The organism is Bradyrhizobium sp. CB1717 (genome assembly GCF_029714325.1).
GTDB lineage: Bacteria > Pseudomonadota > Alphaproteobacteria > Rhizobiales > Xanthobacteraceae > Bradyrhizobium.
Genome location: NZ_CP121666.1, coordinates 7,304,621 through 7,326,526 on the forward strand (window position 1 = coordinate 7,304,621; position 21,906 = coordinate 7,326,526).

Below are 21,906 nucleotides of genomic sequence, written 5' to 3' on the forward strand. Positions count from 1 at the left end.
CCAGCCTAACCTTGGCACTGAGGCATGGTTCCGCAACCGGTGCGCGTCTTCGCTATTCGTGATTGCAAGGGTCAAAAAACAAGCGCGGCACTCACGCTGCCGCGCTCGCTTTGATTGTCGCTACCGCCGCCGATCGCTCAGTGTGTCTTCGTCTCGTGCCATTTCTCGAGATCGGGCTTCACCTTGCCCGATCCCTGCTCCTTCTCCGGATTGCCCTTCCAGGGCTTGTCCGTCTGGGCGTGGGATCCCCAATCAGTCTGCTGCCGGGGATCGTCGTTGGGCCGTTCCTTGCTCATCGGATCTCCTTCCATGAACCGCCTTACGCGAACGGAACACCGTAGTACGAGTTGATACCGCGAACGGCGGATTCATCGCTCCAGTTCCAATCGCTCCTCGCGCCGTATTTCGGCGCGCCTTCCAGTTCCTTGGCCGTGATGCCGGTGACGTAGCCGCCGAGCTCCCTGTCGTATTTCAGCGACTGCCAGGGCAAGGGATAGTGATCGTTGCCGAGGCCGAGAAATCCGCCGAACCCGAGCACGGCGTACGAAACCTTGCCGCTGATCTTGTCGATCATCACGCGCTCGATCGAACCGATCTTGTTGCGGTCGGCACCGTAGACCGATGTTCCCTCGACCTTGTCGCTGCCGATCAACCGCCCCATCTCGCTGCGGTCCAGCTCGCCTTGATTCAACATTGCAATTCTCCACTCGCCAATGTGAGAACCAACCGGACAGGCGTGCGATCGTTCCGGCTCATGTTCCTCCGGTAGGTCAGGAACATCGCAGAAAACCGGCGGTTCTCTGAGCTTCACAGAGGGCGATGCGCGATGTCCCACACCGTTTCCGACTTCATCGTCCAGCGCCTGCATCAATGGGGCGTGCGCCATATCTTTGGTTATCCCGGCGACGGCATCAACGGCGTGTTCGGCGCGATGAACCGCGCGGAGGGCAAGATCGGCTTCGTGCAGGCGCGGCACGAAGAGATGGCGGCGTTCATGGCGACCGCATACGCGAAATTCTCGGGCCAGCTCGGCGTCTGTATCGCAACCTCGGGGCCCGGCGCCTCGCATCTCATCACCGGGCTCTACGATGCGCAGCTCGATCACCAGCCGGTGCTCGCGATCGTCGGCCAGCAGGCGCGCAACGCGCTCGGCGGGAGCTACCAGCAGGAACTCGATCTCGTTTCGATGTTCAAGGATGTCGCCGGCGCCTACGTCATGCAGGCATCTTCGCCTGCGCAAGTGCGCCATCTGGTTGATCGATCGGTGCGGACCGCGCTCGCCCGGCGGACCCCGACCGCGCTCATCCTGCCCAACGATCTCCAGGAAGAACCCTACGAAGGTCCGCCCCCAGCGCACGGCACGCTGCATTCCGGCGTCGGCTACAGTGCGCCGCATGTCACGCCGCGCGAGGACGAGCTCGACCGCGCCGCGGAGGTGCTCAACGCCGGCAAGAAGGTCGCGATGCTCATCGGCGCCGGCGCGCTTCACGCCACCGACGAGGTGATCGCGGTTGCCGACCGGCTGTCGGCAGGCTGCGCCAAGGCCCTGCTCGGCAAGGCCGCGTTGCCCGACGATCTGCCCTGGGTCACCGGCTCGATCGGCCTGCTCGGTACCGAGCCCAGCTACAACATGATGACGGACTGCGACACGCTGCTGATGGTCGGCTCCGCCTTTCCCTATGCCGAATTCCTGCCGAAGGAAGGCAGCTGCCGCGGCGTGCAGATCGACATCGACGCCACCATGATGTCGATCCGCTTTCCGATGGAAGTCGGCCTCGTCGGCGATGCTGCCGAGACGCTTCGCGCGCTGCTGCCGCGACTCGCGCCGAAGACCGATGGTGCCTGGCGCGAGGGTATCGAGGACGACGTCGCCAGATGGTGGAAGACGCTGGACGATCGTGCGCATCAGCCCGCCACGCCGGTCAATCCGCAGCTCGTTGCCTGGGAGTTGTCCCCGCGCTTGCCCGACCGCGCCATCATCACCAGCGATTCCGGCTCCTGTGCCAACTGGTTCGCGCGGGACCTGAAGATGCGACGCGGCATGACGGCCTCGCTGTCCGGCGGCCTCGCCTCGATGGGCGCGGCAGTCCCTTATGCACTGGCCGCGAAATACGCCCATCCCGACCGTCCCGTGATCGCACTCGTCGGCGACGGCGCCATGCAGATGAACAACATGGCCGAGCTGATCACCGCGGCCAAATATTGGCGTTCCTGGCGCGATCCCCGCTTTATCGTCTGCGTCTTCAACAACGAAGATCTCAACCAGGTCACATGGGAGCAGCGCATCATCAACGGCGATCCCAAGTTCGAAGCCTCGCAGCGCATTCCAAATGTGTCCTACTCGCGCTTTGCGGAGCTGATCGGGCTGCGCGGCATCTATGTCGACAGCCCGCAGCTGCTGGGCTCTGCCTGGGAGCAGGCGCTGGCGAGCGAGATGCCCGTGGTGCTGGAGGTCAAGACCGATCCCGAGGTACCGCCACTGCCGCCGCATATCACCCTGCAGCAGGCCAAGAACTTCTCGCTGTCGCTGATGAAAGGCGATCCGAACGAGAGCGGCGTCATCAAAGGTGCAGCAAGGCAGGTGCTCGAGACGATCCTGCCCGGAAAGGAGTGAACCATGAGCGACTTTCGCGACATCCAGCACGGCGTCAACGACCCCGTCGACGGCGTCGATGTGAAACAGCACTTCAACGACAACAAGACGCCGCACGAGCGCGCACAGCGTCACGCGGACGTGCGCGCAGAGCCGTCGGCTGCACCAGGCGAGCCGTTCCTGCCGGAAAGGCTGCGGCGCAAGCCGACCGATCCGATCAATCCGCGCACCGGCCGCAATCCGACGGATTAGGAACCTCGGTCCCGATCCCGTGTTGATCGGCGCAACGTCGCGCGGCATGCGACCGCGCCGCCAATTCAGAGGACCGGACCATGAAACGAACCGTCATCGCCGTTGCTTGCGTGCTTCTCGCAGGCCCTGCGCTCGCCCAGTCGCTCGGCGAGAAGACCGGCGTCAATTCGGCGCTCGGCGTCGCGCCTGCAACCGCCGACTTCGTCAAGGAAGTCGCCATCAGCGACATGTTCGAGATCGGGTCGAGCAAGCTCGCCGAGCAGAAGGGCAACGCGCAGGAAAAATCCTTCGCGCAGCAGATGGTGACCGACCACACCAAGACCAGCAGCGAGCTCAAGGGTCTGGTCGGTAACGGCAAGGTCCAGGCGACGCTGCCGACGGCGCTCGACAGCTCGCACCAGAGCAAGCTCGACAAGCTCAAGGGCGCGACCGGCAAGGACTTCAGCTCCGACTACAATTCCTACCAGGTCAGCGCGCACGAAGACGCGGTGTCGCTGTTCGAGCGGTACGCCAAAGGCGGCGATAACGCCGAGCTGAAGGACTGGGCCGGCAAGACGCTGCCTGCGCTCAAGCACCATCTCCAGATGGCGAAGGAGCTCGGCAAGGCGCCGAGCGTCGGCCAGTCGAAGTAATATTTCGAGGGCGTCAGCTCTGCCGGCGCCCTCTCGTTTTGCAACGATGCCTGTCTCCGCACGTTGAGAGCGCAAAACCGCGGAGACCAGGAAACCCGCCCCATGGCCGAGCAAAAATCGACAAATCCCGTCAGCCGCTACCCGAAACCGCCGTTCAAGAAGCAGTCGCAACCCTGGCCCGGCCTTGCCGGCAAGATGGAGCCGCGGCCGGACCACGGCGAGACCAGCTACAAGGGCTCCGGCCGCCTCGCCGGCCGCAAGGCCCTCATCACCGGCGGCGATTCCGGCATGGGCCGTGCCGCCGCGATCGCCTATGCGCGCGAAGGTGCCGACATCGCCATCAACTATGTCCCGAACGAAGAACCCGATGCACAGGACGTGATCGCGCTGATCAAGAAGGAGGGACGCATCGGGCTCGCCATCCCTGGCGACCTCCGCAACGAGGATTTCTGCACGAAGCTGGTCGAGCAAGCCGTGCAGGGCCTCGGCGGCCTCGACATCGTCGTTTGCAACGCCGCACGGCAGCAGACCCGCGAGTCGATCCTCGACGTCTCGTCCGAGGACTTCGACGCGACGATGAAGACGAACATCTATGCCCCCTTCTGGATCATCAAGGCGGCGTTGCCGCACCTGAAGCCGGGCTCGTGCATCATCGGCACGACGTCCGAGCAGGCCTACGACCCGTCCCCGGAACTCTACGACTACGCGCAGACCAAGGCCGCGACCATGAACTACGTGAAATCGCTCGCCAAGCAGCTGGGTCCGAAGGGCATTCGCGTCAACGGCGTCGCACCCGGTCCGATCTGGACGCCGCTGCAGGTCTCCGGCGGCGCGACGATGGAGAAGCTCGAGAAGTTCGGCGGCATGACGCCGCTCGGCCGCCCCGGCCAGCCTGCCGAACTCGCTTCCATCTACGTGCAGCTTGCCGCAGCCGATGCGAGCTACGCGACCGGCCAGGTCTATGGCGCTGCAGGCGGATCGGGACAGCCCTAGCCGCAGGAACGATCATCGTCACCCAAGCTTTACAATCCTGTCATGGAGGACATTGCACCAACCGCGGACCGATGGCAGTCGTAACAGTCAAACCCACTCGGATCGATACAGCGATCGCGAATGAGATCGCCGACCACACCAATTCAGGGCTGGAGCAAGCAGCGCAGACGCTGACCTGGGCGGCCGACGAGCACGTGCTTCTGGCACTTGCCGCTGCAGGATGGCTCTACGCGCAATTGCGGCGTCCGGAGGCACGCCCCGCCGCCAATCATATTCTGGCGATGACCTTGGCGACCTCGGTGCTGCCGCACGCGCTGAAGTCCGTGTTCGACCAGACAAGACCCGATCGAACGACCATTCGCGGCCATCAGAACGGCGTTCCCTTCTCCGGGCGACCGCGTGATGCCTTTCCCTCCGGCCACGCCATGCATATGGGTGCGCTCGCCTCGGCAGCGGGTCTCTTGCCGACGAGGCCGCGCCGCGCGATACGCGTCATCGCGGTCGCACTTTCGCTGACGCGCGTCGCGCTGCTCGCGCACTGGCCGAGCGATGTGCTGGCAGGCTTCTCGCTCGGCATTGTCGTCGAACGACTTCTCAGGCCGCTCACGTTGGCGAGGCGCCAGCACCACAGGCGGATGCAGCCATGACCGAATACATCGTGCGCTTCATCGCCGGCGGCATGATCGTTTCAGCTTTCGCGATCCTTGGCGACATGCTGCGGCCAAAGAGTTTTGCCGGTCTACTCGGCGCCGCACCTTCAGTCGCACTCGCCACGCTTGCTATTGCGATCGTGCAGCATGGCAGACCTTATGCCGCATCCGAAAGCTGGACCATGATTTACGGCGCGATCGCGCTTGCCTGCTACAGCGTCGCCGTGTGCCATCTGCTGATGAGGTTTCGTATTGCCGCGCTGCCCGCCACGATTCTCACCTTCGCGGTATGGCTGGTCGTCGCCTTCGGCCTGCTCGCAAGCTTCGGAGGTGCCGCCTGATGCTGGTCACGCTGTCCCCATCGGCGCTGAAGCAGACGCGCTGGTACGAATACGCCATTCGCTTCGTGCTCGGCGGACTGGCGACAGTGCTGGCAGGCATCGTGGGTGCGAGCTTCGGCACCTCCATCGGCGGGCTCTTCCTTGCCCTTCCCGCCATCTTCTGCGCCAGTGCAACGTTGATCGAAAGTCATGAGCGCCGGGCCAAGGAGAAGGCAGGTTTCGACGGCCGCCGGCGTGGGCAAGAGGCCGCAGCGCTCGACGCCGCCGGCGCCGGCTTGGGAAGCATTGGTCTTGCTGCGTTCGCCGCCGTCTTCTACGTCACGGTCCCCCTGAGCAGCGTGGCGGCCTTCATCGCCGCCATCGTCGCCTGGGCCGTGGTTTCAGTCTCGGCATGGTGGATGAGACGGAAATTTCGCACCGTCTCGCTTCGCCGGTCCTCCGAATCCTGGTCGCGATCAGCGCGGCGTCGAAGCGTCCCTTAGCTTCAGGAATTCAAACATCTCCGCGGCGGCATGAAGCTGCTCGATGCGCGCGGCAATGGAATCCCGCTGAACGCCGACCGGCAGACTTGCAAGCTCGTGCTCGAGCCGCAGCCTCTGCGCGTCGAGACGTTGTTCGAATGTGTGGGGTTCAGACCGTCTTCGCATCGTCCGTCCTCGGCGGTTGCAGGCCCGGGCTGTTGGCCCAGCGCTCGACTTGATCGATGACCTTCTGGTGGCTCGGCCGCACCGGCTTGGGTGCTTCTGGCTCCTCGGAAAGCTTGCGGGGTAACCTGACCTCATCCGTCATGGCCAATCTCCCTTTGCAAGAGAATGCGCCAGCACAGGACTCGTTTCAATATAACTTATTGATTTTGCTATATTTTTTACTCATTTGGCAGTTTTATCGACTCTTGTGGAACTCCCGCCAAGTTCGTTGGTTGAGCAGACTACTCAACTTACTCATTTTGTGTGATCGACCATGAAGGACCTTCGCGCCGAGCGCCTTCAGGTCATGCTCTCACCGGAAGAGCTGGCCGCAGTTGATGATTTCCGATTCAAGCACCGCATGCCGACCCGCGCTGCGGCAGTCCGCGAACTGCTCAAGTTCGGACTGGCGGCAGCGGGCGTCGATGCTGCTGCCGGCGTAAAGTCGAGCAATTTCGGCGTATTCGGCCGCGGACCTGAGGGTCACACTCAAAGCGACCCGGAAGGCAGCAAAGAGGACTGATCAAAGCCTCGCAAGGCAAAACGGCCCCGGCACGGTGGGTGCCAGGGCCGTCCTTGGAGATTGCTTCCGGCGCACCGGGGGCATGCCAACCGGAAGCAACCCGTCGACTCTTCGCGCGCGGATTCGTTCCTTGCGAGAACCCTCTAGCGGACCATCCTCTAACCCGTCGGCGCGTCGCCGGAATCATCCGGCATCACGCCGGAGCCTGGCGTCTTGCTCTTGTCGGTGAGGTCAGGATCGCGCGTCGCCTCGCGCGACGGCGAGCCCTTCGGGTCCGTCTTGTGCACCGTCTGGGCGCGCTGCTTGTCGCGCGGCTGCTCCTCCGCGCGCTTGTCCTTGACGATGCCGTGGTCGGAATGGGCCATGATGTTCTCCCGCTTCTCTCTTGATGTATCGAAGCGGCTACGCAGGTCAGCGCCGAATGTTCCGGGCGTGAGCAACAGTGCTAGCTATGCGCGGCATGAACCGCAGCAGACGCCTTCTCGAGCTGCACCTGCCGTACTGTCGTCACCGTCGCGAACGCGACCGAGACGCCAAAGGCGAGAATGAGTGAAAGAAGGGCAAGACGTGGAGCCATTGCAAAACTCCTTCTGGAATCAAAATCCACGCGATCGACTGTTCCCGGATGATCCTGGATTGGTCGCTTGCGTTCCGTGCGTAGTCTCACACGCGGATTCACGAAGACGAGAGCCGCCTATGCCTCCTTGCCTTGGGGGATGCGGACCGTCACGGGCGGGATTTCGCCATCGAGCCAGTCCTGCTCCCTTGCGAGCGCCGTCCAGGCATCCGCCATGCGCGAATAGCGCTTGTAGGCGGGTTGCCCTTCCGCTCGCTCAGCGAGTTGCAGGCAGTTCTCAGCGTTATCCCTGAAAACGTCGGACTGTTTCATGGGGTAAGACGTGGGGACGGAACTCCTGCATCGCAACCGCCCTTGCCGGATCTTAACGTGCGGGAACTTCGCACGGCACCGGTCATTGTCATGGATGCGAGTTCTTGCCGCGATTATCCTGTTGTTCATTGGCAGCGCAGCGCTGGCCGACAGCACCGGCGAGCAAAGGCCTGATAACCGCGCGCCGACGGCCATTGACGTCATCAGCGGCCTCTACGCGTTCAGCCGCTTTCAGCAGAGCCTTCTGGAGAGCACCGACCTGAAGGGCAATGCGGAGGTGAAGAACCTTGCCGCCTTGCGCGCCGAAGAAGCTGCGAAACGCGACAAGACCCTCAAGGATATTCAGGCGGCGATCGGCGCCGAGCCCCGTATCGGCAAGACCGCGAGCGCTGGCCTCGCCGAGCCCGACAGCTCGGATGGACCGGCCTATGTCCGGACTTTCTATGCCGCGCAGATCCCTGAATATGAATCCACCATCGCCCTGCTCGAACGCTATCTCAGGGCGCCCGACAATTCGGCGCTTGCAGCGTTCGCGCGCGAACAGCTGCCCAGGCTGCGCTCACAGGTCAAGGACGCCGGGCGCACCATGGCGGACAAGTAGCCGCCCTCACTTGTCCTTCGGATGATGTTGCTGGCTCTCCGGCCGCACCGTGCGGTCGCTCTCCGGCATCTTGTCCCGGCCCGCATCCCCATTGTCGTCCTTGCCCCCTGAGCTCGAGGTGCCGCTGCCGCTGGGGTTCGACCGGGTTGCGGTCCCCGTGGTCGGTGCATCCGCCTTTGGGGTGGCGGAGCTTGCGGCGGGATCGCCGGTCACTGACCCGCGGCCGCTGGGTTCACCCTGCGCGAAGGCCGAGCCGGCGAGCAATACGCTAACAGCGACCACGGCGACTCCTGCTTTGATCTGCATCTGCTCTCTCCCTGTCCTCGCTAACCGGAAAGGTTGGCGCTCCGTTCCGAAAGGGCGCCGGCTGCAGCCGGCTCGAAGTCCAGCAGAGCTCTGAATTTTTCGAGAACCGAAATGGAACCAATGCCATCAACCGTCGTTATTTTGGCCGGGCTGAGCAGAGCAGGTTCCATTTCGGGGCGCCGCAACGTTGGCGCTTGATTTCGAATTTGGCTGACGCTCTAGTTTGATCAATTGCGTCTTGCCGCAGATTCGGCCGACGCCTGCGGGGGAATCAAGTATGAGCGACCTCGATCCCGGAACTGCATCACGCTCCGGTCGTCGCGTCCCAAAGCCAAAAAACAACGATATGTCGGAGCCGGATTCCCGGGCGGAATTGCTACTCGCCTTACAGGCCATGCGCAGCGGCGATTTCTCGGTGCGCATGAGCGGCGACTATCTCGGCATCGACGGCAAGATTGCCGACACTTTTAATGAAATCATCGCCGCCAACCAGCGCATGGCGCAGCAGCTGGAGCTGGTCGGCCAGGTGGTTGGGCGCGAGGGCAAGACCCGTCAGCGCGTGAAGTTCGGCCTCGCCTCGGGCTCCTGGGCGGACATGGAAGGCTCCGTCAACACGCTGATCGACGACCTGTTGTGGCCGACCCGCGAGGTGACGCGGGCGGTTGCGGCGGTGGCGCAAGGCGATCTGCTGCAGACCGTCAAGCTCGACGTCGACGGCCGTCCGCTCCGCGGCGAGTTCCTGCAGTCGGCGAACATCGTCAACACCATGATCAAGCAGCTCGGCGTGTTCACTTCCGAGGTGACGCGCGTGGCGCGCGAGGTCGGCACCGAGGGCAAGCTCGGCGGCCAGGCCCAGGTGCCGGAGGTGACCGGTGTCTGGAAGGATCTGACCGAGAGCGTCAACTCGATGGCGAACAACCTGACCAACCAGGTTCGCAACATCGCCGAGGTGACGATCGCGGTCGCCAACGGCGACTTGTCGAAGAAGATCACCGTCGACGTCCGCGGCGAGATCCTTCAGCTCAAGGAAGCCATCAACACGATGGTGGACCAGCTCCGCTCCTTCGCTTCCGAAGTGACGCGCGTGGCGCGCGAGGTCGGCACCGACGGCAAGCTCGGCGGTCAGGCGATCGTGCCCGGCGTCGCCGGCACCTGGAAGGACTTGACGGACTCCGTCAACGCGATGTGCGGTAACCTCACCGCGCAGGTCCGCAACATCGCCAACGTCACTACCGCCGTGGCGCGCGGCGACCTGTCGCGCAAGATCACGGTGGACGTGCGCGGCGAAATCCTGGAGCTGAAGGACACCATCAACACCATGGTGGACCAGCTCAACTCCTTCGCCTCGGAAGTCACGCGCGTCGCGCGCGAGGTCGGCACCGAAGGCAAGCTCGGCGGCCAGGCCCAGGTGCCCGGCGTCGCCGGCACCTGGAAGGACTTGACCGACAACGTCAACTTCATGGCATCGAACCTGACCGCGCAGGTCCGCAACATCGCCGACGTCGCGACCGCCATCGCCGGCGGCGACCTGTCGAAGAAGATCACCGTGAACGTGTCGGGCGAGATCCTTCAGCTGAAGGAAACGCTCAACACCATGGTCGACCAGCTCAACGCCTTCGCCGGCGAGGTCACGCGCGTTGCGCGCGAGGTCGGCACCGAAGGGCGGCTCGGCGGTCAGGCCAACGTGCTCGGCGTCGCCGGCACCTGGAAGGATCTCACGGAAAGCGTCAACTCGATGGCGTCGAACCTGACCGCACAGGTTCGCAACATCGCCGAGGTGACGACGGCGGTCGCCGGCGGCGACTTGTCCAAGAAGATCACCGTGGACGTGCGCGGCGAGATCCTGGAGTTGAAGGACACCATCAACACCATGGTGGACCAGCTCAACGCCTTCGCCGGCGAAGTCACGCGCGTCGCGCGCGAGGTCGGCACCGAAGGCAAGCTCGGCGGCCAGGCCCAGGTGCGCGGCGTCGCCGGCACCTGGAAGGACCTGACGGACTCCGTCAACTCGATGGCCTCCAACCTGACCGGCCAGGTCCGTAACATCGCGGAAGTCGCCACGGCCGTCGCCAAGGGCGATCTGTCCAAGAAGATCACCGTGAACGTGTCGGGCGAAATCCTTCAGCTGAAGGAAACGCTCAACACCATGGTCGACCAGCTCAACGCCTTCGCCGGCGAAGTCACGCGCGTCGCGCGCGAGGTCGGCACCGAAGGCAAGCTCGGCGGCCAAGCGCAGGTCACGGGCGTGGCTGGCACCTGGAAGGACCTCACCGACAACGTCAACTCGATGGCGGGCAACCTCACCGCCCAGGTGCGCAACATCGCCGAGGTCGCAACCGCCATCGCCGGCGGTGACCTGTCGCGCAAGATCACGGTGGACGTCCGCGGCGAGATCCTTCAGCTCAAGGACACGCTGAACACGATGGTCGACCAGCTCAACCGCTTCGCGGGCGAGGTGACGCGCGTGGCGCGCGAGGTCGGCACCGAAGGCCGTCTCGGCGGTCAGGCCAACGTGCCCGGCGTCGCCGGCACCTGGAAGGACCTCACCGACAGCGTCAACTCCATGGCGGGCAACCTCACCGCCCAGGTCCGCAACATCGCCGAAGTGACCACCGCCGTGGCGCGCGGCGACTTGTCCCGCAAGATCACCGTGGACGTGAAGGGCGAAATCCTCGAGCTCAAGAACACCATCAACACCATGGTGGACCAGCTCAACGGTTTCGCCGGCGAAGTCACCCGCGTCGCGCGCGAGGTCGGCACCGAAGGCAAGCTCGGCGGCCAGGCCGAGGTGCCCGGCGTCGCCGGCACCTGGAAGGACCTCACCGACAACGTCAACTTCATGGCGTCGAACCTGACGGCTCAGGTCCGCAATATCGCCGAGGTCGCAACCGCGATTGCCGGCGGCGACCTCTCGAAGAAGATCACCGTGGACGTACGCGGCGAGATCCTGCTGCTGAAGGATACGCTGAACACCATGGTCGAGCAGCTCCGCTCCTTCGCCGCCGAAGTGACGCGCGTCGCGCGCGAAGTCGGCACCGAAGGCCGGCTCGGCGGCCAGGCCGTCGTGCCCGGCGTCGGCGGCACCTGGAAGGACCTCACCGACAACGTCAACCTGCTGGCCGCGAACCTCACCACGCAAGTCCGCAACATCGCCGAGGTCACCACCGCCGTGGCGCGCGGCGACCTCTCGCGCAAGATCACCGTGGACGTAAAGGGCGAGATCCTCGAGCTGAAGAACACCATCAACACCATGGTGGACCAGCTCAACGCCTTCGCCGGCGAAGTCACGCGCGTCGCACGCGAGGTCGGCACCGAAGGCGAGCTCGGCGGCCAGGCCCAGGTGCCCGGCGTCGCCGGCACCTGGAAGGATCTCACCGACACCGTGAACTTCATGGCGGCGAACCTGACCGAGCAGGTCCGCGGCATCGTCAAGGTGGTGACTGCAGTCGCGAATGGTGATCTGAAACAAAATCTCACGGTGAAATCGAAGGGCGAGGTCGCGGCGCTCGCCGACACCATCAACAACATGACCGAGACGCTCGCGACCTTCGCCGACCAGGTGTCTTCGGTGGCGCGCGAGGTCGGCGTCGAAGGCCGCTTGGGCGGTCAAGCCGACGTGCCTGGCGCGGCCGGCACCTGGAAGGACCTAACCGGCAACGTGAACCTCCTCGCGGCAAACCTCACCTCGCAGGTGCGCGCGATCGCCGAAGTGGCGACCGCCGTGACCAAGGGCGATTTGACGCCGTCGATCCAGGTTGACGCCCGCGGCGAACTCGCCGAGCTGAAAGACAATATCAACACGATGATCACGAATCTCCGTCTCACGACGGACGTGAACACCGAGCAGGACTGGCTGAAGACCAACCTCGCGAAATTCACCAACATGCTCCAGGGCCAGCGCGACCTCGCCACCGTGGGCCGGTTGCTGCTGACCGAGCTGTCGCCGCTGGTGAACGCCCACACCGGCGTGATCTACCAGATCGAGAGCGAGGACAATCCGCAGCTGCTGCTGCTCGCCTCCTACGCCGGCGACGGCGTCTATCCCTATCAACGCGTACTGCAATTCGGCGAGGGCCTGATCGGCCAGTGCGCGCTCGACAGGCGCCCGCGGGTCGTTGCGGACATTCCGAGCGACGTGGTGCCGATCAATTCAGCGCTGTTCCGCGTCGCCCCGAAGAACCTCGTGGTGCTGCCGGTGCTGTTCGAAGGCCAGGTCAAGGCGGTGATCGAGCTCGCCTCGCTCGCCTCCTTCACGACCTCGCAGATGACGTTCCTGGAGCAGCTCACCGACTCCATCGGCATCGTGCTCAACTCGATCGAGGCGACGATGCAGACCGAGGGCCTGCTGAAGCAGTCGCAGCAGCTCGCCGGCGAGCTCCAGACCCAGCAGCGCGAATTGCAGCAGACCAACGACCAGCTCGAGCAGAAGGCGCAGCAGCTCGCCGAGCGCAACGTCGAGGTCGAGCGCAAGAACCAGGAGATCGAGCAGGCCCGCCGCGCGCTCGAGGAAAAGGCGACCGAGCTCGCGCTGACCTCGAAGTACAAATCCGAGTTCCTCGCCAATATGAGCCACGAGCTGCGCACGCCGCTGAACTCGATCCTGATCCTCGGTCAGCAGCTCACCGACAATCCGGACGGCAACCTCACAGCCAAGCAGGTCGAGTTCGCGCGCACCATCCACGGCGCCGGCACCGACCTACTCAACCTCATCAGCGACATCCTCGATCTCTCCAAGATCGAGTCCGGCACGGTCACGGTGGATGCCGAGGAGATCCTGACCGCCAACCTGCTCGAGACCGTCGGCCGGCCGTTCCGGCACGAGGCGGAGAACCGTGGCCTTTCGTTCAAGATCGACGTCGATCCGAACCTCGCGCGCAGCATCGTCACCGACTCCAAACGCCTGCAGCAGGTTCTGAAGAACCTGCTCTCCAACGCCTTCAAGTTCACCGCCGAAGGCGAAGTGCGCCTGAAGGTCGAGGCCGCCCTCGGTGGCTGGGGAACGGATCACCCGGTGCTGAATTCCGCGCCGGCCGTGATCGCGTTCGAGGTGTCGGATACCGGCATCGGCATTCCCCTGGAGAAGCAGAAGCTGATCTTCGAGGCGTTCCAGCAGGCCGACGCCGGCACCAGCCGCAAATATGGCGGCACCGGCCTTGGCCTTGCCATCAGCCGCGAGCTCGCGAGCCTGCTCGGCGGCGAAATCCATCTGCGCAGCGCGCCGGGCAAGGGCTCGACCTTCACGCTCTATCTTCCGCTGAAATATTCCGGGCCGACGCTGGCGCCGCGCGCCGCCCCGTCGCCGCAGCAATACAGCCAGCCACCGGCGCTGCAGCCGGCCGCGCCGGAGCAGCAGCGCGTCATCGAGCAGCTGCCCGACGACCGTCTCAACCTCGAGCCCGGCGACAGCATCCTCTTGATCGTCGAGGACGACCCGCATTATGCGCGGGTGCTGGTCGACCTCGCGCGCGACAAGGGCTTCAAGGTGCTGGTTGCCGCGCGCGGTGCGGAGGCACTGGAGCTTGCGAAGCAGTACCAGCCGCGCGCGGTCTCGCTCGACGTGTTCCTGCCCGACATGCTCGGCTGGACGGTGCTGAGCCAGCTCAAGCACAATCCGCTGACCCGCCACATCCCCGTGCAGATCATCACGCTCGACGAGGATCGCCAGCATGCGCTGGCGCGCGGCGCCTTCTCCTTCGTCAACAAGCCGACGACGACCGAAGGCGTCGCGGCGGCGCTGACGCAAATCAAGGAATATGCGCGTCCCAGGCGCAAGCGGCTCCTGATCGTCGAGGACAACGAGGCCGAACAGCTCTCGATCCGCGAGCTGCTGCATCACGACGACATCGAGATCGTGGCGACCGACACCGGCGCCGGCGCACTCTCCATGCTGCGCGAGGCGCCCTGCGACTGCGTGGTGCTCGACCTCCGCCTACCGGACATGAGCGGCTTCGAGGTGCTGGACCAGATCCGCAACGACGAGGCGCTCTCGAACGTGCCGGTGGTGGTCTTCACCGGTCGCGAGCTTTCGGCGGAGGAGGATGCCGAGCTGCACACCATGGCGCGCAGCATCGTGGTCAAGGGCGTGGAATCGCCGGAACGTCTGCTCGACGAAACCGCGCTGTTCCTGCACCGCGTGATCACGGAACTTCCGGTCGAGAAGCAGCGCATGCTGGAGAAACTGAACAGTTCCGACGAGGACCTGATCGGCAAGACCGCGCTGCTCGTCGACGACGACGCCCGCAACATCTTCGCGCTGTCGAGCGTACTGGAACGGCGCGGCATGAAGGTGCTGACGGCGACCACAGGCAGCGAAGCCGTGACGCTGGTCGAATCCAATCCGGAAATCGCCATCGTGCTGATGGACATCATGATGCCGCAGATGGATGGCTATCAGACCATCGGCGTGATCCGCGAGAACCCGGCCTTCGCCCGCCTTCCGATCATCGCACTGACCGCCAAGGCGATGAAAGGCGACCGCGAGAAATGTCTGGAAGCCGGTGCCTCCGACTACCTCGCAAAACCCGTCAACACCGATCAATTGCTGCTTGCGATCCGCATGTGGCTGCACCGCTGAGCTGGATCCGCGAATGGACCACGAAAAGGTCAATATCCTCCTCGTCGACGACCAGCCGGCCAAGCTGCTCGCCTATGAGGTGATCTTGAAGGATCTCGGCGAGAACCTCGTGATCGCATCGTCTGGTCGCGAGGCACTGGAGGTGCTGCTCAAGACCGAGATCGCGGTGATCCTGGTCGACGTCTGCATGCCCGAACTCGACGGCTTCGAGCTCGCGGCGATGATCCGGGAACATCCGCGCTTCCAGAAGACCGCGATGATCTTCATCTCGGCCATTCAAGTGAGCGACATCGACCGGTTGCGCGGCTACGAGATGGGCGCGGTCGACTACGTGCCGGTGCCCGTGGTGCCGGAGGTGCTGCGCGCCAAGATCAAGGTGTTTTCCGAGCTCTACCGCAAGACCCGCGAGCTCGAACGGCTGAACCAGGAACTCGAGGACCGTGTCCGCGCCCGCACGGCGGAACTGGAGAACTCCACCACCAAGCTGCGCGAGAGCGAGCAGCGCCGCAGCATGGCGATCGCCGCCGGCAAGATGGGATCCTGGGACTGGGACTGGATCAACGGCGACTGGATGTGGGACGAAGGCCAGTACCGCATCTTCGGCGTGACGCCGGAGACCTTCAACGTCACCTCGGCGAACATCCAGGCACTGCTGCACCCGGATGACGTCGACCGGTTCGGCCAGGCGATTGCCGCGTTCAATAGCGGCGCACTCGCCTATGAAGGGGAATTTCGCGTCAGCCGGCCCGACGGTGAAGTGCGCTGGTGCGTCGGCACAGCGGCCGCGACCGTGGATCAGGCCGGCCGCGTCGTGCGCGTGAGCGGCGTCACCGTGGACATCACCGAACGCAAGCGTGCCGAGGAGCGGCAGAACCTGCTGGCGCGGGAAGTCGATCATCGCGCCAAGAATGCGCTGGCACTGGCGCAATCGATCGTGCGCCTTACCCGTGCCGACGAGGTCAAGGCCTACGTCAACGCCGTCGAGGGACGCATCAATGCGCTGGCGCGCGTGCACACGATCCTGTCGCTGTCGAGCTGGCAGGGCGCCGAGCTTTCCAAGCTGATCGAAGAGGAGCTTGCACCCTATTCGCTCGGCGACCAGATCCGATTGGCCGGTCCCGAGGTTCAGCTGGTCCCTGCGACGGCACAGACGCTGGCGCTGGCGCTGCACGAGCTTTTCACCAACTCCGCCAAGTACGGCGCGCTCTCGACGCGATCGGGCCGGCTCTTGATCGGCTGGCAGGTCGAGGAAGACCACCTTACGCTGACCTGGGAGGAATCCGGCGGCCCGCTGGTGAGGACACCGAAGTCTCGCGGTTTCGGTACGCGGAGCCTGCTTGCGAGCGTCGAATCACAGCTCGGTGGACGGGCACAATTCGATTGGCGGGCCGAGGGCCTGTTGTGCCGCCTGGACGTGCCGCTGACCCGCAAAACCCCTGCTTCGGTAGCGCAGGGCAAGTTCGACGCCGACACCTCCCCCGAGCTGCAGCGCGCGTCGGGTTAACCGGACGCGGCGATTTTCGTGCGCAGGATCGACCGAGGTTCGTCGGCGACGCGTCCTTCGAGCCAGGCTTCCGTTTGCGCGAGATCGCGCAGCGCCATCGCATAGCGGCGGGCGGCGCTTCGATCGGCACCGCGCGGCAAATTGCGCGCCTTGCGCAACATGTCCGCGGCCGCATTCCGATAGGCCAGCGAGCGATAGAGATAGACGACCTTACCCATGTCGAGTGTCCCATGTTGATGGCCTTCATCCTCGCAAGCCCCGCATGAACGCCGGATGAAGCGGCGGATGACAATTCCTTCATGCGAGTGGAACCGGCGATCATCGCGCGCGTTGCATGTGCAATCGAGGGTTGGTTCCATGCGTGCGAACAAGACACCCAAGAAGCCACCGAGCCTGCTCTCTCCCACTGGCATCATCAAGCTCGTGACGCATGCGATGATGGGCGCAGCTCTCGGGCTCGCATTCGGTCTCGCGCTCACTCTGTCCAATCCGGCGGTCGCCAATCTGCTCAATCACGGCGGGAGCCAAGCGATTCTGGTCTTCGCCCTCACATTGGTGACGACGTTCGCAATTGGTGCGACGCTCACGGGCGTCGTGTTCATCATCGACGAGGACAAGGAATTTTGAAGCCGCGCGAAACATGCGGGGTTCTTTGTCGGGAACTCCTGTGACGAACAGCAGTTGGCTGCCTGCGTCAATTTAACCCAGGGAGTTCCCGCGCATGAAGACGACCAAGCTCGCTCTCGCCGTGATGTTGGCAACCGGCCTTGCCGCCGCTCCGTTTGCCGTGCAGGCCAAGTCGCACAAGGCGAAACATGGATCCTCGATGTCATCATCGCAGACCACGGGCGCCAACACGAAAACCAAAAGTCCCGATCCCTCCGGTCAGGGCGGCTCTGGCCCCGGCTCCGATCAGGGCGGCACGATGACCAAGGGCACCACCAAGTAAGGCGCGCTGCTCATCGAAGGTCCCGCAATCGCGGGGCCTTCTCGCTTTGGCATTCGATACGATCCCTCTGACGTCACATTGCGCGCGCTACTCGCGTTGCGTATCGGCGATGCTCCGTCCGCCGCTCGCAGAATTCATCTTCACGAGATGGTCGAGCTGCGCCCGCTTGCGCGCAATCAGGAGCTGGGCCGCGGCGTCGTCGAGCCCCTCCCGCTGCAATTGCCGGATCGCGGAGCCCAGTTCGAGAATCTCGGCGCGCAGTCTCAGGATCCGGTACGTGTCCGGGTCTTCCTCCATGACGCGCTCCCAAAGCTCTCAGCGGCGCGCGATCATCCGCGCGGGATCTGCGGCTTTCTTCAGCGGACGAAGCCGGACACGATCGCGGACATCCGGCAGGACATCGCCACCGCCAGCAGCTCTCCATTCGCCGATCAACAGGTTGATTTTCCGGCGCAGGTCCATCTGCGCCAGGGCCTTTTCCGTGCAGTCGCGACCCCGGTCGACGAGGTCGCGCACGGAGGCCTCGACGTTGGCCATCTCCAACCTCAAGGCGCTGATTTTACGTCGAATTTCATTAATTCTGTTGTCCATGGCTTGTTAGAACAAAATAAGAACATATAGTCAAGTCGCGATTTCAGAATGGAGAGCGGAGATGCAGGTTCAGGGTAAATACGACGCCAAGGCGTTTCTCATGGAGCAAATGACCCGGGCGCAGGGGTTGAGGTTGAAGCGGCTGAGCGAAGAGACGTATCAGCCTGCGCAATATGCGCGAGATCTGTCCTTCGCCGAAGCCGCGCGGCGCATCCAGGTGCTCGAAGCGGAGATCGAGCTCGCAAACTCCTTCTAGCCTGCGTCATTCATCGGGAGCGTTGCTGACGCGCTTTCGGAACCATGCCTGTCTCGAGCGGTTTTCCCCGGCCAAGGGAGAATACGCATGGCACGCAAGGCAAAGAAACGACGTTACTCACGCAGCTCCGGCAGCGATGTCGAAAGCGAAATGCGCCGCTACAAGAAGGGCACCGCGAAGAGCGGACGCGGTGGTCGCGGCGGACGCGTGAAGAGTCGTAAGCAGGCGGTCGCGATTGGACTCTCGAAGGCCCGCAAGAAGGGCAAGAAGGTCCCAAAGAAAGCGTCCAAGCGGAAGACGTCCAAGAAGAAGACGACCAGGAAATCGTCGAAGCGCAAATCCAGCAAGCGGTGAGGCTGACGCCCGTCAGATCATGCTGCCCGGCATGAAGCACCGGATCGAAATCCCGAACGCCGTCTTCACCGGCCAGACCATGGTGCGCCCCGCCCGGTTCGGTTCGGTGATGACGGCTTCATCCGGCACATCCACCCATTGACCGTCGAGACGCACGCGATAATGCCCGTCGTGCGATTCCCAATCGGGATCCGAGACGGCAAATCCATCGGCATCCGAGCAGCACGGGCCGAGATGGCTGCGCAGACTGTCGAACCAGGGCTTGAGCGGTGAATCCGCGTAGCGGCCGTCATCGCGCCCGAGGGCGCTTCCGGCCGACAGCACGAGCGGCGCCACGAGCAGCGCACGTCTCAGCGAGAGCTTCAATCGATCCATGTCGGCACCGATCAAATGCGAACACCGGCCGGTTCCACAAAACAGCCGGACGTTCGGAACTCCACCCCCTGCAGGTAATATGGACTCCAAAGTCTGACGAGCGAACGCGGCTTTTTCGGACGAATCCGTCACCAATGCTGCCGTTAACGAGAATGTTATCGTCGACCTGCGGGTATCTTTCACGCCAGCACGAAAAAAGGCGGCCCGCGGGCCGCCTTTTGAATTGCCGTTCAAAACGAGAGGCTTACGCGAGCGGCACGGCGACGAACCGGGTCGCCTCCGCGCCCTTCACCTGAAGCAGCACGCTGTTCTTGCCGGACGATTTTGCCTGCGCCAATTCAGCGCGGACGTCACCGACATTGGCGACCGGCTTGCCGCCGACATTGAGGATGACGTCGCCGGTCTGGATGCCGCGCTGCGCTGCCGGCCCTTGCGGATCGACCTCGGTGACGACGACGCCCTTCTGGCCGGCGCCCTGCACCTCGCCGGCCGGCGCGAGGCTGAGCCCGAGGCGCGGCGTGCCCTTGTCCGGCTGCACCTTGCTCTCATCGGCTTTACCGTTCGCCTGCCGCTCGTTCGGCAACTCGCCGAGTGCGAGCGTCACCGTCTTGCTTCCGCCCTTGTGGAAGACATCGAGCTTCACGGACGTGCCCGGTGCCAGCGTCGCGATGGTGCGGGCAAGATCGCGGGAGTCCTTGATCGCGGTGCCATTGACGGCGGTGATGACGTCGCCCGCCTCGATCCCGGCCTTGGCCGCCGGGCTGCCGTCCTGCGGATTGTCGACGATCGCACCGCGTGCCTCCTTCAGGCCGAGACTGTCGGCGATGTCGGCGGTCACCGGCTGCACCTGCACGCCGAGCCAGCCGCGCGTCACCGCACCCTTGTCCTTCAGCTGCGCGACGACGAGCTTTGCGGTCGTCGCCGGGATGTCGAAGCCGATACCGACCGAGCCGCCCGACGGCGAGAAGATCGCGGTGTTCACGCCGATCACGTTGCCGTTCATGTCGAAGGCCGGCCCGCCGGAATTGCCCTTGTTGATGGGCGCGTCGATCTGGATGAAGTCGTCATAGGGCCCGTTGCCGATGTCGCGGCCGCTGGCCGAGACGATGCCGGCCGTCACGGTGCCGCCGAGGCCGAAGGGATTGCCGACCGCCACCACCCAGTCGCCGATCCGGGGCTTCTGCTCGGCGAATTTGACGAAGGGGAAATCCTTCTTGCCGTCGACCTTGATCAGCGCGAGATCGGTCTTCGGATCGGTGCCGACCACCTTGGCCGTGTAGGTCGTGCCGTCGTCCATGGTGACCTGCACGGACTCGGCGTGATCGACGACATGATTGTTGGTCACGGCGTAACCGTCGGCGGAGATGAAGAAGCCGGAGCCTTCGCCCGTGACCATCTGGTGACGCTGGCGCGGCATGCCGTTCATGCCACCCGGGCCACGGAAGCCGAACTGCCGCGAGAACTGGTCGAACGGCGAGTCCTCGTCGGAATCCATCCGGTTCTGTTGCAGCATCGCGTTCTTGTCGTTGTCGCGGTCGATCTTGACCCGCACCGAGATCACGGCGGGTTTGACCTTGGCGACGAGGTCGGCGAAGCCCGGCGGGGTCGTAGCGCTTTCCGCGGCGTGCGCGGGCGAGACCAGGGAGGTCACGCCGAACTGCGTGAAACCGGGAGAGCCGGCCAGCACGGCCACGCCAAGCGCGGCCACGGTGCCGAGCAGCGCAAGCCGGCGCGGCCTCAGGATCTTCCCGGTCGTGGTGGTGTCGGAATTGACGCGATCGTTCATGTCGAAATGTCCATGTTGGGTCAGATGTCGCCTTGCCCCCAACATGGTCGTTGCCACCTTACGGCGTTCCGTCCACGTGATTAAATCTTGGCAAAGGTGTTACGGCCGGCCGACCAAAATCGCGGCGGCACGTTTGATGCAGCTCAAGGCCGCCCCACCGCGCAGTGGAAGACTGCGGCTGTCGAACGATGTCGATCGGAGGCACGCCATGTACAAAGACATTCTCGTCCATATCCCGACCGAGCGGCCGATGCGCGCCGTGATCGACGGCTCGATCTCGCTCGCGGCGCAACTCAACGCCCATCTCGACGCGGTCGCGGTCGGCTATGTCGCGAGCAGCGCAGCCTACGTCCTGGACGGCGGTGCCGCCGTGGCGGCCGTGTTCGAGCTGGAGCGCGAGCGCGCCCTGGAGCGGGCCGAGGCCGCGCTCGAGGTGTTCAAAAGCGAAGCGGCCAACGCCGGCATTTCCTGCACCTGCCATCCGCTCGGCGCGATCCCCGCGGATGCAGCCAGCTCGCTCGGCGAAATGGCGCGGCTGCACGACCTCAGCATCGTGCTCCAGCCCGATCCGGCGCAGGGCTCGTTCGACAACGACGTGCCCGGCGAAATCCTGTTCCAGGCCGGCGGCCCGGTGCTGTTCCTGCCCTACACCTTCCGTGGCGCCTTCAAGGCACGGCGGATCGGCATTTGCTGGGACGGCAGCCGCGTCGCCGCCCGCGCGATGCGCGACGCAGCACCATTCCTGGCGCGCGCCGAAGGGATCGTGCTCATCACGATCAACGAAGCCGACGCAGTGCCGGGCGAGGTGTCGGCCCGCAATCTGGCAAGGCATCTCGGCCGGCGGGGCCTGTCGACCCGCACCGTCGGCCTCTCAGCCGCCCGCTCCCAGATTCAGCCGACCATCCTGTCGCTGGCGGCCGACGAGAACCTCGATCTGCTGGTGATGGGCGGCTACGGCCATTCGCGGTGGCAGGAGCGCTTTCTCGGCGGCGTTACCCGCGCCATGCTGGAGGCCATGACGGTGCCGGCGTTGATGTCGCATTAGCGAAGC

28 protein-coding genes are annotated in these 21,906 nt (G+C 64.3%); 16 read left to right on the forward strand and 12 right to left on the reverse strand.

What is annotated here, in order from left to right; translation table 11 throughout:
- Positions 1 to 137 precede the first annotated feature (137 nt).
- A complete protein-coding gene (locus tag QA649_RS34165; RefSeq protein ID WP_283021080.1) occupies positions 138 to 296 on the reverse strand; it encodes a hypothetical protein in 159 nt (52 codons plus the stop codon).
- A gap of 23 nt (positions 297 to 319) precedes the next feature.
- Positions 320 to 694, reverse strand: coding sequence for a PRC-barrel domain-containing protein (locus QA649_RS34170; RefSeq protein ID WP_283021081.1), 375 nt, complete (start codon positions 692 to 694; stop codon positions 320 to 322).
- A 132-nt stretch (positions 695 to 826) separates the two neighbouring features.
- Here QA649_RS34170 and QA649_RS34175 point away from each other — a divergent pair, with 132 nt between their 5' ends.
- The 7 genes from QA649_RS34175 to QA649_RS34205 all read left to right on the forward strand — a co-directional run bounded on the left by QA649_RS34175 (position 827) and on the right by QA649_RS34205 (position 5,943).
- A complete protein-coding gene (locus QA649_RS34175) occupies positions 827 to 2,614 on the forward strand; it encodes a thiamine pyrophosphate-requiring protein (protein ID WP_283021082.1) in 1,788 nt (595 codons plus the stop codon).
- A 3-nt stretch (positions 2,615 to 2,617) separates the two neighbouring features.
- Positions 2,618 to 2,845 carry a hypothetical protein gene (locus QA649_RS34180; protein ID WP_283021083.1) on the forward strand — a complete coding sequence of 76 codons (228 nt, stop codon included), beginning with the start codon at positions 2,618 to 2,620 and terminating at the stop codon, positions 2,843 to 2,845.
- A gap of 80 nt (positions 2,846 to 2,925) precedes the next feature.
- The gene (locus QA649_RS34185; protein ID WP_283021084.1) at positions 2,926 to 3,477 is read left to right on the forward strand and encodes a DUF4142 domain-containing protein; all 552 of its coding nucleotides are present in this window, start codon (positions 2,926 to 2,928) and stop codon (positions 3,475 to 3,477) included.
- Between the two features lie 102 nt (positions 3,478 to 3,579).
- Complete coding sequence (locus tag QA649_RS34190) at positions 3,580 to 4,470, forward strand: SDR family oxidoreductase (protein ID WP_283021085.1); 891 nt, start codon at positions 3,580 to 3,582, stop codon at positions 4,468 to 4,470.
- Positions 4,471 to 4,541: 71 nt separating this feature from the next.
- Positions 4,542 to 5,117, forward strand: coding sequence for a phosphatase PAP2 family protein (locus tag QA649_RS34195; protein ID WP_283021086.1), 576 nt, complete (start codon positions 4,542 to 4,544; stop codon positions 5,115 to 5,117).
- Positions 5,114 to 5,461, forward strand: a complete 348-nt coding sequence (locus QA649_RS34200; protein ID WP_283021087.1) for a DUF3147 family protein — start codon at positions 5,114 to 5,116, stop codon at positions 5,459 to 5,461. The genes QA649_RS34195 and QA649_RS34200 overlap by 4 nt, the downstream gene beginning before the upstream one ends.
- On the forward strand, positions 5,461 to 5,943 hold the full coding sequence (locus QA649_RS34205; RefSeq protein WP_283021088.1) for a DUF3147 family protein: 483 nt from the start codon (positions 5,461 to 5,463) through the stop codon (positions 5,941 to 5,943). Before QA649_RS34200 ends, QA649_RS34205 begins: the two co-directional genes overlap by 1 nt.
- Before the next feature lie 148 nt (positions 5,944 to 6,091).
- Here the strand turns inward: QA649_RS34205 and QA649_RS34210 are convergent, their stop codons facing one another.
- Complete coding sequence (locus tag QA649_RS34210) at positions 6,092 to 6,250, reverse strand: hypothetical protein (RefSeq protein WP_018648711.1); 159 nt, start codon at positions 6,248 to 6,250, stop codon at positions 6,092 to 6,094.
- 171 nt (positions 6,251 to 6,421) lie between these two features.
- Between QA649_RS34210 and QA649_RS34215 the strand changes: the two genes are divergently transcribed.
- Complete coding sequence (locus QA649_RS34215) at positions 6,422 to 6,670, forward strand: hypothetical protein (protein WP_283021089.1); 249 nt, start codon at positions 6,422 to 6,424, stop codon at positions 6,668 to 6,670.
- Positions 6,671 to 6,828: 158 nt separating this feature from the next.
- Here the strand turns inward: QA649_RS34215 and QA649_RS34220 are convergent, their stop codons facing one another.
- The 3 genes from QA649_RS34220 to QA649_RS34230 form a co-directional block, all read right to left on the reverse strand.
- Complete coding sequence (locus tag QA649_RS34220) at positions 6,829 to 7,035, reverse strand: hypothetical protein (protein WP_283021090.1); 207 nt, start codon at positions 7,033 to 7,035, stop codon at positions 6,829 to 6,831.
- An 80-nt stretch (positions 7,036 to 7,115) separates the two neighbouring features.
- Positions 7,116 to 7,247 (reverse strand): hypothetical protein, encoded by a 132-nt coding sequence (locus tag QA649_RS34225; RefSeq protein WP_018648714.1) that lies wholly within the window; start codon positions 7,245 to 7,247, stop codon positions 7,116 to 7,118.
- A gap of 117 nt (positions 7,248 to 7,364) precedes the next feature.
- Positions 7,365 to 7,559, reverse strand: coding sequence for a hypothetical protein (locus QA649_RS34230; RefSeq protein ID WP_283021091.1), 195 nt, complete (start codon positions 7,557 to 7,559; stop codon positions 7,365 to 7,367).
- Positions 7,560 to 7,653: 94 nt separating this feature from the next.
- Between QA649_RS34230 and QA649_RS34235 the strand changes: the two genes are divergently transcribed.
- Positions 7,654 to 8,160 carry a DUF4142 domain-containing protein gene (locus QA649_RS34235; protein WP_283026162.1) on the forward strand — a complete coding sequence of 169 codons (507 nt, stop codon included), beginning with the start codon at positions 7,654 to 7,656 and terminating at the stop codon, positions 8,158 to 8,160.
- A 6-nt stretch (positions 8,161 to 8,166) separates the two neighbouring features.
- Here the strand turns inward: QA649_RS34235 and QA649_RS34240 are convergent, their stop codons facing one another.
- A complete protein-coding gene (locus QA649_RS34240; protein ID WP_283021092.1) occupies positions 8,167 to 8,466 on the reverse strand; it encodes a hypothetical protein in 300 nt (99 codons plus the stop codon).
- A 277-nt stretch (positions 8,467 to 8,743) separates the two neighbouring features.
- On the opposite strand from QA649_RS34240, the gene QA649_RS34245 reads away from it, so the two are divergent.
- Both QA649_RS34245 and QA649_RS34250 read left to right on the forward strand, forming a co-directional pair.
- Positions 8,744 to 15,040 (forward strand): HAMP domain-containing protein, encoded by a 6,297-nt coding sequence (locus QA649_RS34245; RefSeq protein ID WP_283021093.1) that lies wholly within the window; start codon positions 8,744 to 8,746, stop codon positions 15,038 to 15,040.
- Positions 15,041 to 15,053: 13 nt separating this feature from the next.
- Complete coding sequence (locus tag QA649_RS34250; protein ID WP_283021094.1) at positions 15,054 to 16,544, forward strand: HWE histidine kinase domain-containing protein; 1,491 nt, start codon at positions 15,054 to 15,056, stop codon at positions 16,542 to 16,544.
- Here the strand turns inward: QA649_RS34250 and QA649_RS34255 are convergent.
- Positions 16,541 to 16,762, reverse strand: a complete 222-nt coding sequence (locus tag QA649_RS34255) for a hypothetical protein (protein ID WP_283021095.1) — start codon at positions 16,760 to 16,762, stop codon at positions 16,541 to 16,543. The genes QA649_RS34250 and QA649_RS34255 overlap by 4 nt on opposite strands.
- A 139-nt stretch (positions 16,763 to 16,901) precedes the next feature.
- Here QA649_RS34255 and QA649_RS34260 point away from each other — a divergent pair, with 139 nt between their 5' ends.
- A complete protein-coding gene (locus QA649_RS34260) occupies positions 16,902 to 17,171 on the forward strand; it encodes a hypothetical protein (RefSeq protein WP_283021096.1) in 270 nt (89 codons plus the stop codon).
- A gap of 94 nt (positions 17,172 to 17,265) precedes the next feature.
- Positions 17,266 to 17,493: a hypothetical protein gene (locus tag QA649_RS34265; protein WP_283021097.1), complete on the forward strand. Its 228-nt coding sequence runs from the start codon at positions 17,266 to 17,268 to the stop codon at positions 17,491 to 17,493.
- A gap of 87 nt (positions 17,494 to 17,580) precedes the next feature.
- Here the strand turns inward: QA649_RS34265 and QA649_RS34270 are convergent, their stop codons facing one another.
- On the reverse strand, positions 17,581 to 17,790 hold the full coding sequence (locus QA649_RS34270; protein ID WP_283021098.1) for a hypothetical protein: 210 nt from the start codon (positions 17,788 to 17,790) through the stop codon (positions 17,581 to 17,583).
- An 18-nt stretch (positions 17,791 to 17,808) separates the two neighbouring features.
- On the reverse strand, positions 17,809 to 18,030 hold the full coding sequence (locus QA649_RS34275) for a hypothetical protein (RefSeq protein ID WP_283021099.1): 222 nt from the start codon (positions 18,028 to 18,030) through the stop codon (positions 17,809 to 17,811).
- A 115-nt stretch (positions 18,031 to 18,145) separates the two neighbouring features.
- Between QA649_RS34275 and QA649_RS34280 the strand changes: the two genes are divergently transcribed.
- Positions 18,146 to 18,340, forward strand: coding sequence for a DUF3072 domain-containing protein (locus QA649_RS34280; RefSeq protein ID WP_283021100.1), 195 nt, complete (start codon positions 18,146 to 18,148; stop codon positions 18,338 to 18,340).
- 87 nt (positions 18,341 to 18,427) lie between these two features.
- Positions 18,428 to 18,694 (forward strand): DUF6496 domain-containing protein, encoded by a 267-nt coding sequence (locus QA649_RS34285; RefSeq protein ID WP_283021101.1) that lies wholly within the window; start codon positions 18,428 to 18,430, stop codon positions 18,692 to 18,694.
- Between the two features lie 12 nt (positions 18,695 to 18,706).
- Here the strand turns inward: QA649_RS34285 and QA649_RS34290 are convergent, their stop codons facing one another.
- Entirely contained in the window at positions 18,707 to 19,069 is a 363-nt protein-coding gene (locus QA649_RS34290) for a hypothetical protein (RefSeq protein WP_026312964.1), read from the reverse strand.
- 244 nt (positions 19,070 to 19,313) lie between these two features.
- A complete protein-coding gene (locus QA649_RS34295; RefSeq protein WP_283021102.1) occupies positions 19,314 to 20,855 on the reverse strand; it encodes a Do family serine endopeptidase in 1,542 nt (513 codons plus the stop codon).
- 208 nt (positions 20,856 to 21,063) lie between these two features.
- Between QA649_RS34295 and QA649_RS34300 the strand changes: the two genes are divergently transcribed.
- The gene (locus tag QA649_RS34300) at positions 21,064 to 21,900 is read left to right on the forward strand and encodes a universal stress protein (RefSeq protein ID WP_283021103.1); all 837 of its coding nucleotides are present in this window, start codon (positions 21,064 to 21,066) and stop codon (positions 21,898 to 21,900) included.
- The last annotated feature ends 6 nt before the right edge of the window (positions 21,901 to 21,906 follow it).

Excerpts from the sequence above, each read along its gene's own strand:
- QA649_RS34230 (WP_283021091.1), bottom strand. The coding sequence starts at position 7,559 with ATGAAACAGTCCGACGTTTTCAGGGATAACGCTGAGAACTGCCTGCAA.
- QA649_RS34270 (WP_283021098.1), bottom strand. The coding sequence starts at position 17,790 with ATGGAGGAAGACCCGGACACGTACCGGATCCTGAGACTGCGCGCCGAG.
- QA649_RS34195 (WP_283021086.1), top strand. The coding sequence starts at position 4,542 with ATGGCAGTCGTAACAGTCAAACCCACTCGGATCGATACAGCGATCGCG.
- QA649_RS34300 (WP_283021103.1), top strand. The coding sequence starts at position 21,064 with ATGTACAAAGACATTCTCGTCCATATCCCGACCGAGCGGCCGATGCGC.
- QA649_RS34180 (WP_283021083.1), top strand. The coding sequence starts at position 2,618 with ATGAGCGACTTTCGCGACATCCAGCACGGCGTCAACGACCCCGTCGAC.
- QA649_RS34260 (WP_283021096.1), top strand. The coding sequence starts at position 16,902 with ATGCGTGCGAACAAGACACCCAAGAAGCCACCGAGCCTGCTCTCTCCC.
- QA649_RS34215 (WP_283021089.1), top strand. The coding sequence starts at position 6,422 with ATGAAGGACCTTCGCGCCGAGCGCCTTCAGGTCATGCTCTCACCGGAA.
- QA649_RS34255 (WP_283021095.1), bottom strand. The coding sequence starts at position 16,762 with ATGGGTAAGGTCGTCTATCTCTATCGCTCGCTGGCCTATCGGAATGCG.
- QA649_RS34165 (WP_283021080.1), bottom strand. The coding sequence starts at position 296 with ATGAGCAAGGAACGGCCCAACGACGATCCCCGGCAGCAGACTGATTGG.
- QA649_RS34185 (WP_283021084.1), top strand. The coding sequence starts at position 2,926 with ATGAAACGAACCGTCATCGCCGTTGCTTGCGTGCTTCTCGCAGGCCCT.
- QA649_RS34290 (WP_026312964.1), bottom strand. The coding sequence starts at position 19,069 with ATGGATCGATTGAAGCTCTCGCTGAGACGTGCGCTGCTCGTGGCGCCG.
- QA649_RS34240 (WP_283021092.1), bottom strand. The coding sequence starts at position 8,466 with ATGCAGATCAAAGCAGGAGTCGCCGTGGTCGCTGTTAGCGTATTGCTC.
- QA649_RS34250 (WP_283021094.1), top strand. The coding sequence starts at position 15,054 with ATGGACCACGAAAAGGTCAATATCCTCCTCGTCGACGACCAGCCGGCC.
- QA649_RS34285 (WP_283021101.1), top strand. The coding sequence starts at position 18,428 with ATGGCACGCAAGGCAAAGAAACGACGTTACTCACGCAGCTCCGGCAGC.
- QA649_RS34280 (WP_283021100.1), top strand. The coding sequence starts at position 18,146 with ATGCAGGTTCAGGGTAAATACGACGCCAAGGCGTTTCTCATGGAGCAA.
- QA649_RS34295 (WP_283021102.1), bottom strand. The coding sequence starts at position 20,855 with ATGAACGATCGCGTCAATTCCGACACCACCACGACCGGGAAGATCCTG.
- QA649_RS34200 (WP_283021087.1), top strand. The coding sequence starts at position 5,114 with ATGACCGAATACATCGTGCGCTTCATCGCCGGCGGCATGATCGTTTCA.
- QA649_RS34190 (WP_283021085.1), top strand. The coding sequence starts at position 3,580 with ATGGCCGAGCAAAAATCGACAAATCCCGTCAGCCGCTACCCGAAACCG.
- QA649_RS34205 (WP_283021088.1), top strand. The coding sequence starts at position 5,461 with ATGCTGGTCACGCTGTCCCCATCGGCGCTGAAGCAGACGCGCTGGTAC.
- QA649_RS34265 (WP_283021097.1), top strand. The coding sequence starts at position 17,266 with ATGAAGACGACCAAGCTCGCTCTCGCCGTGATGTTGGCAACCGGCCTT.
- QA649_RS34175 (WP_283021082.1), top strand. The coding sequence starts at position 827 with ATGTCCCACACCGTTTCCGACTTCATCGTCCAGCGCCTGCATCAATGG.
- QA649_RS34245 (WP_283021093.1), top strand. The coding sequence starts at position 8,744 with ATGAGCGACCTCGATCCCGGAACTGCATCACGCTCCGGTCGTCGCGTC.
- QA649_RS34170 (WP_283021081.1), bottom strand. The coding sequence starts at position 694 with ATGTTGAATCAAGGCGAGCTGGACCGCAGCGAGATGGGGCGGTTGATC.
- QA649_RS34225 (WP_018648714.1), bottom strand. The coding sequence starts at position 7,247 with ATGGCTCCACGTCTTGCCCTTCTTTCACTCATTCTCGCCTTTGGCGTC.
- QA649_RS34275 (WP_283021099.1), bottom strand. The coding sequence starts at position 18,030 with ATGGCCAACGTCGAGGCCTCCGTGCGCGACCTCGTCGACCGGGGTCGC.
- QA649_RS34220 (WP_283021090.1), bottom strand. The coding sequence starts at position 7,035 with ATGGCCCATTCCGACCACGGCATCGTCAAGGACAAGCGCGCGGAGGAG.
- QA649_RS34235 (WP_283026162.1), top strand. The coding sequence starts at position 7,654 with ATGCGAGTTCTTGCCGCGATTATCCTGTTGTTCATTGGCAGCGCAGCG.
- QA649_RS34210 (WP_018648711.1), bottom strand. The coding sequence starts at position 6,250 with ATGACGGATGAGGTCAGGTTACCCCGCAAGCTTTCCGAGGAGCCAGAA.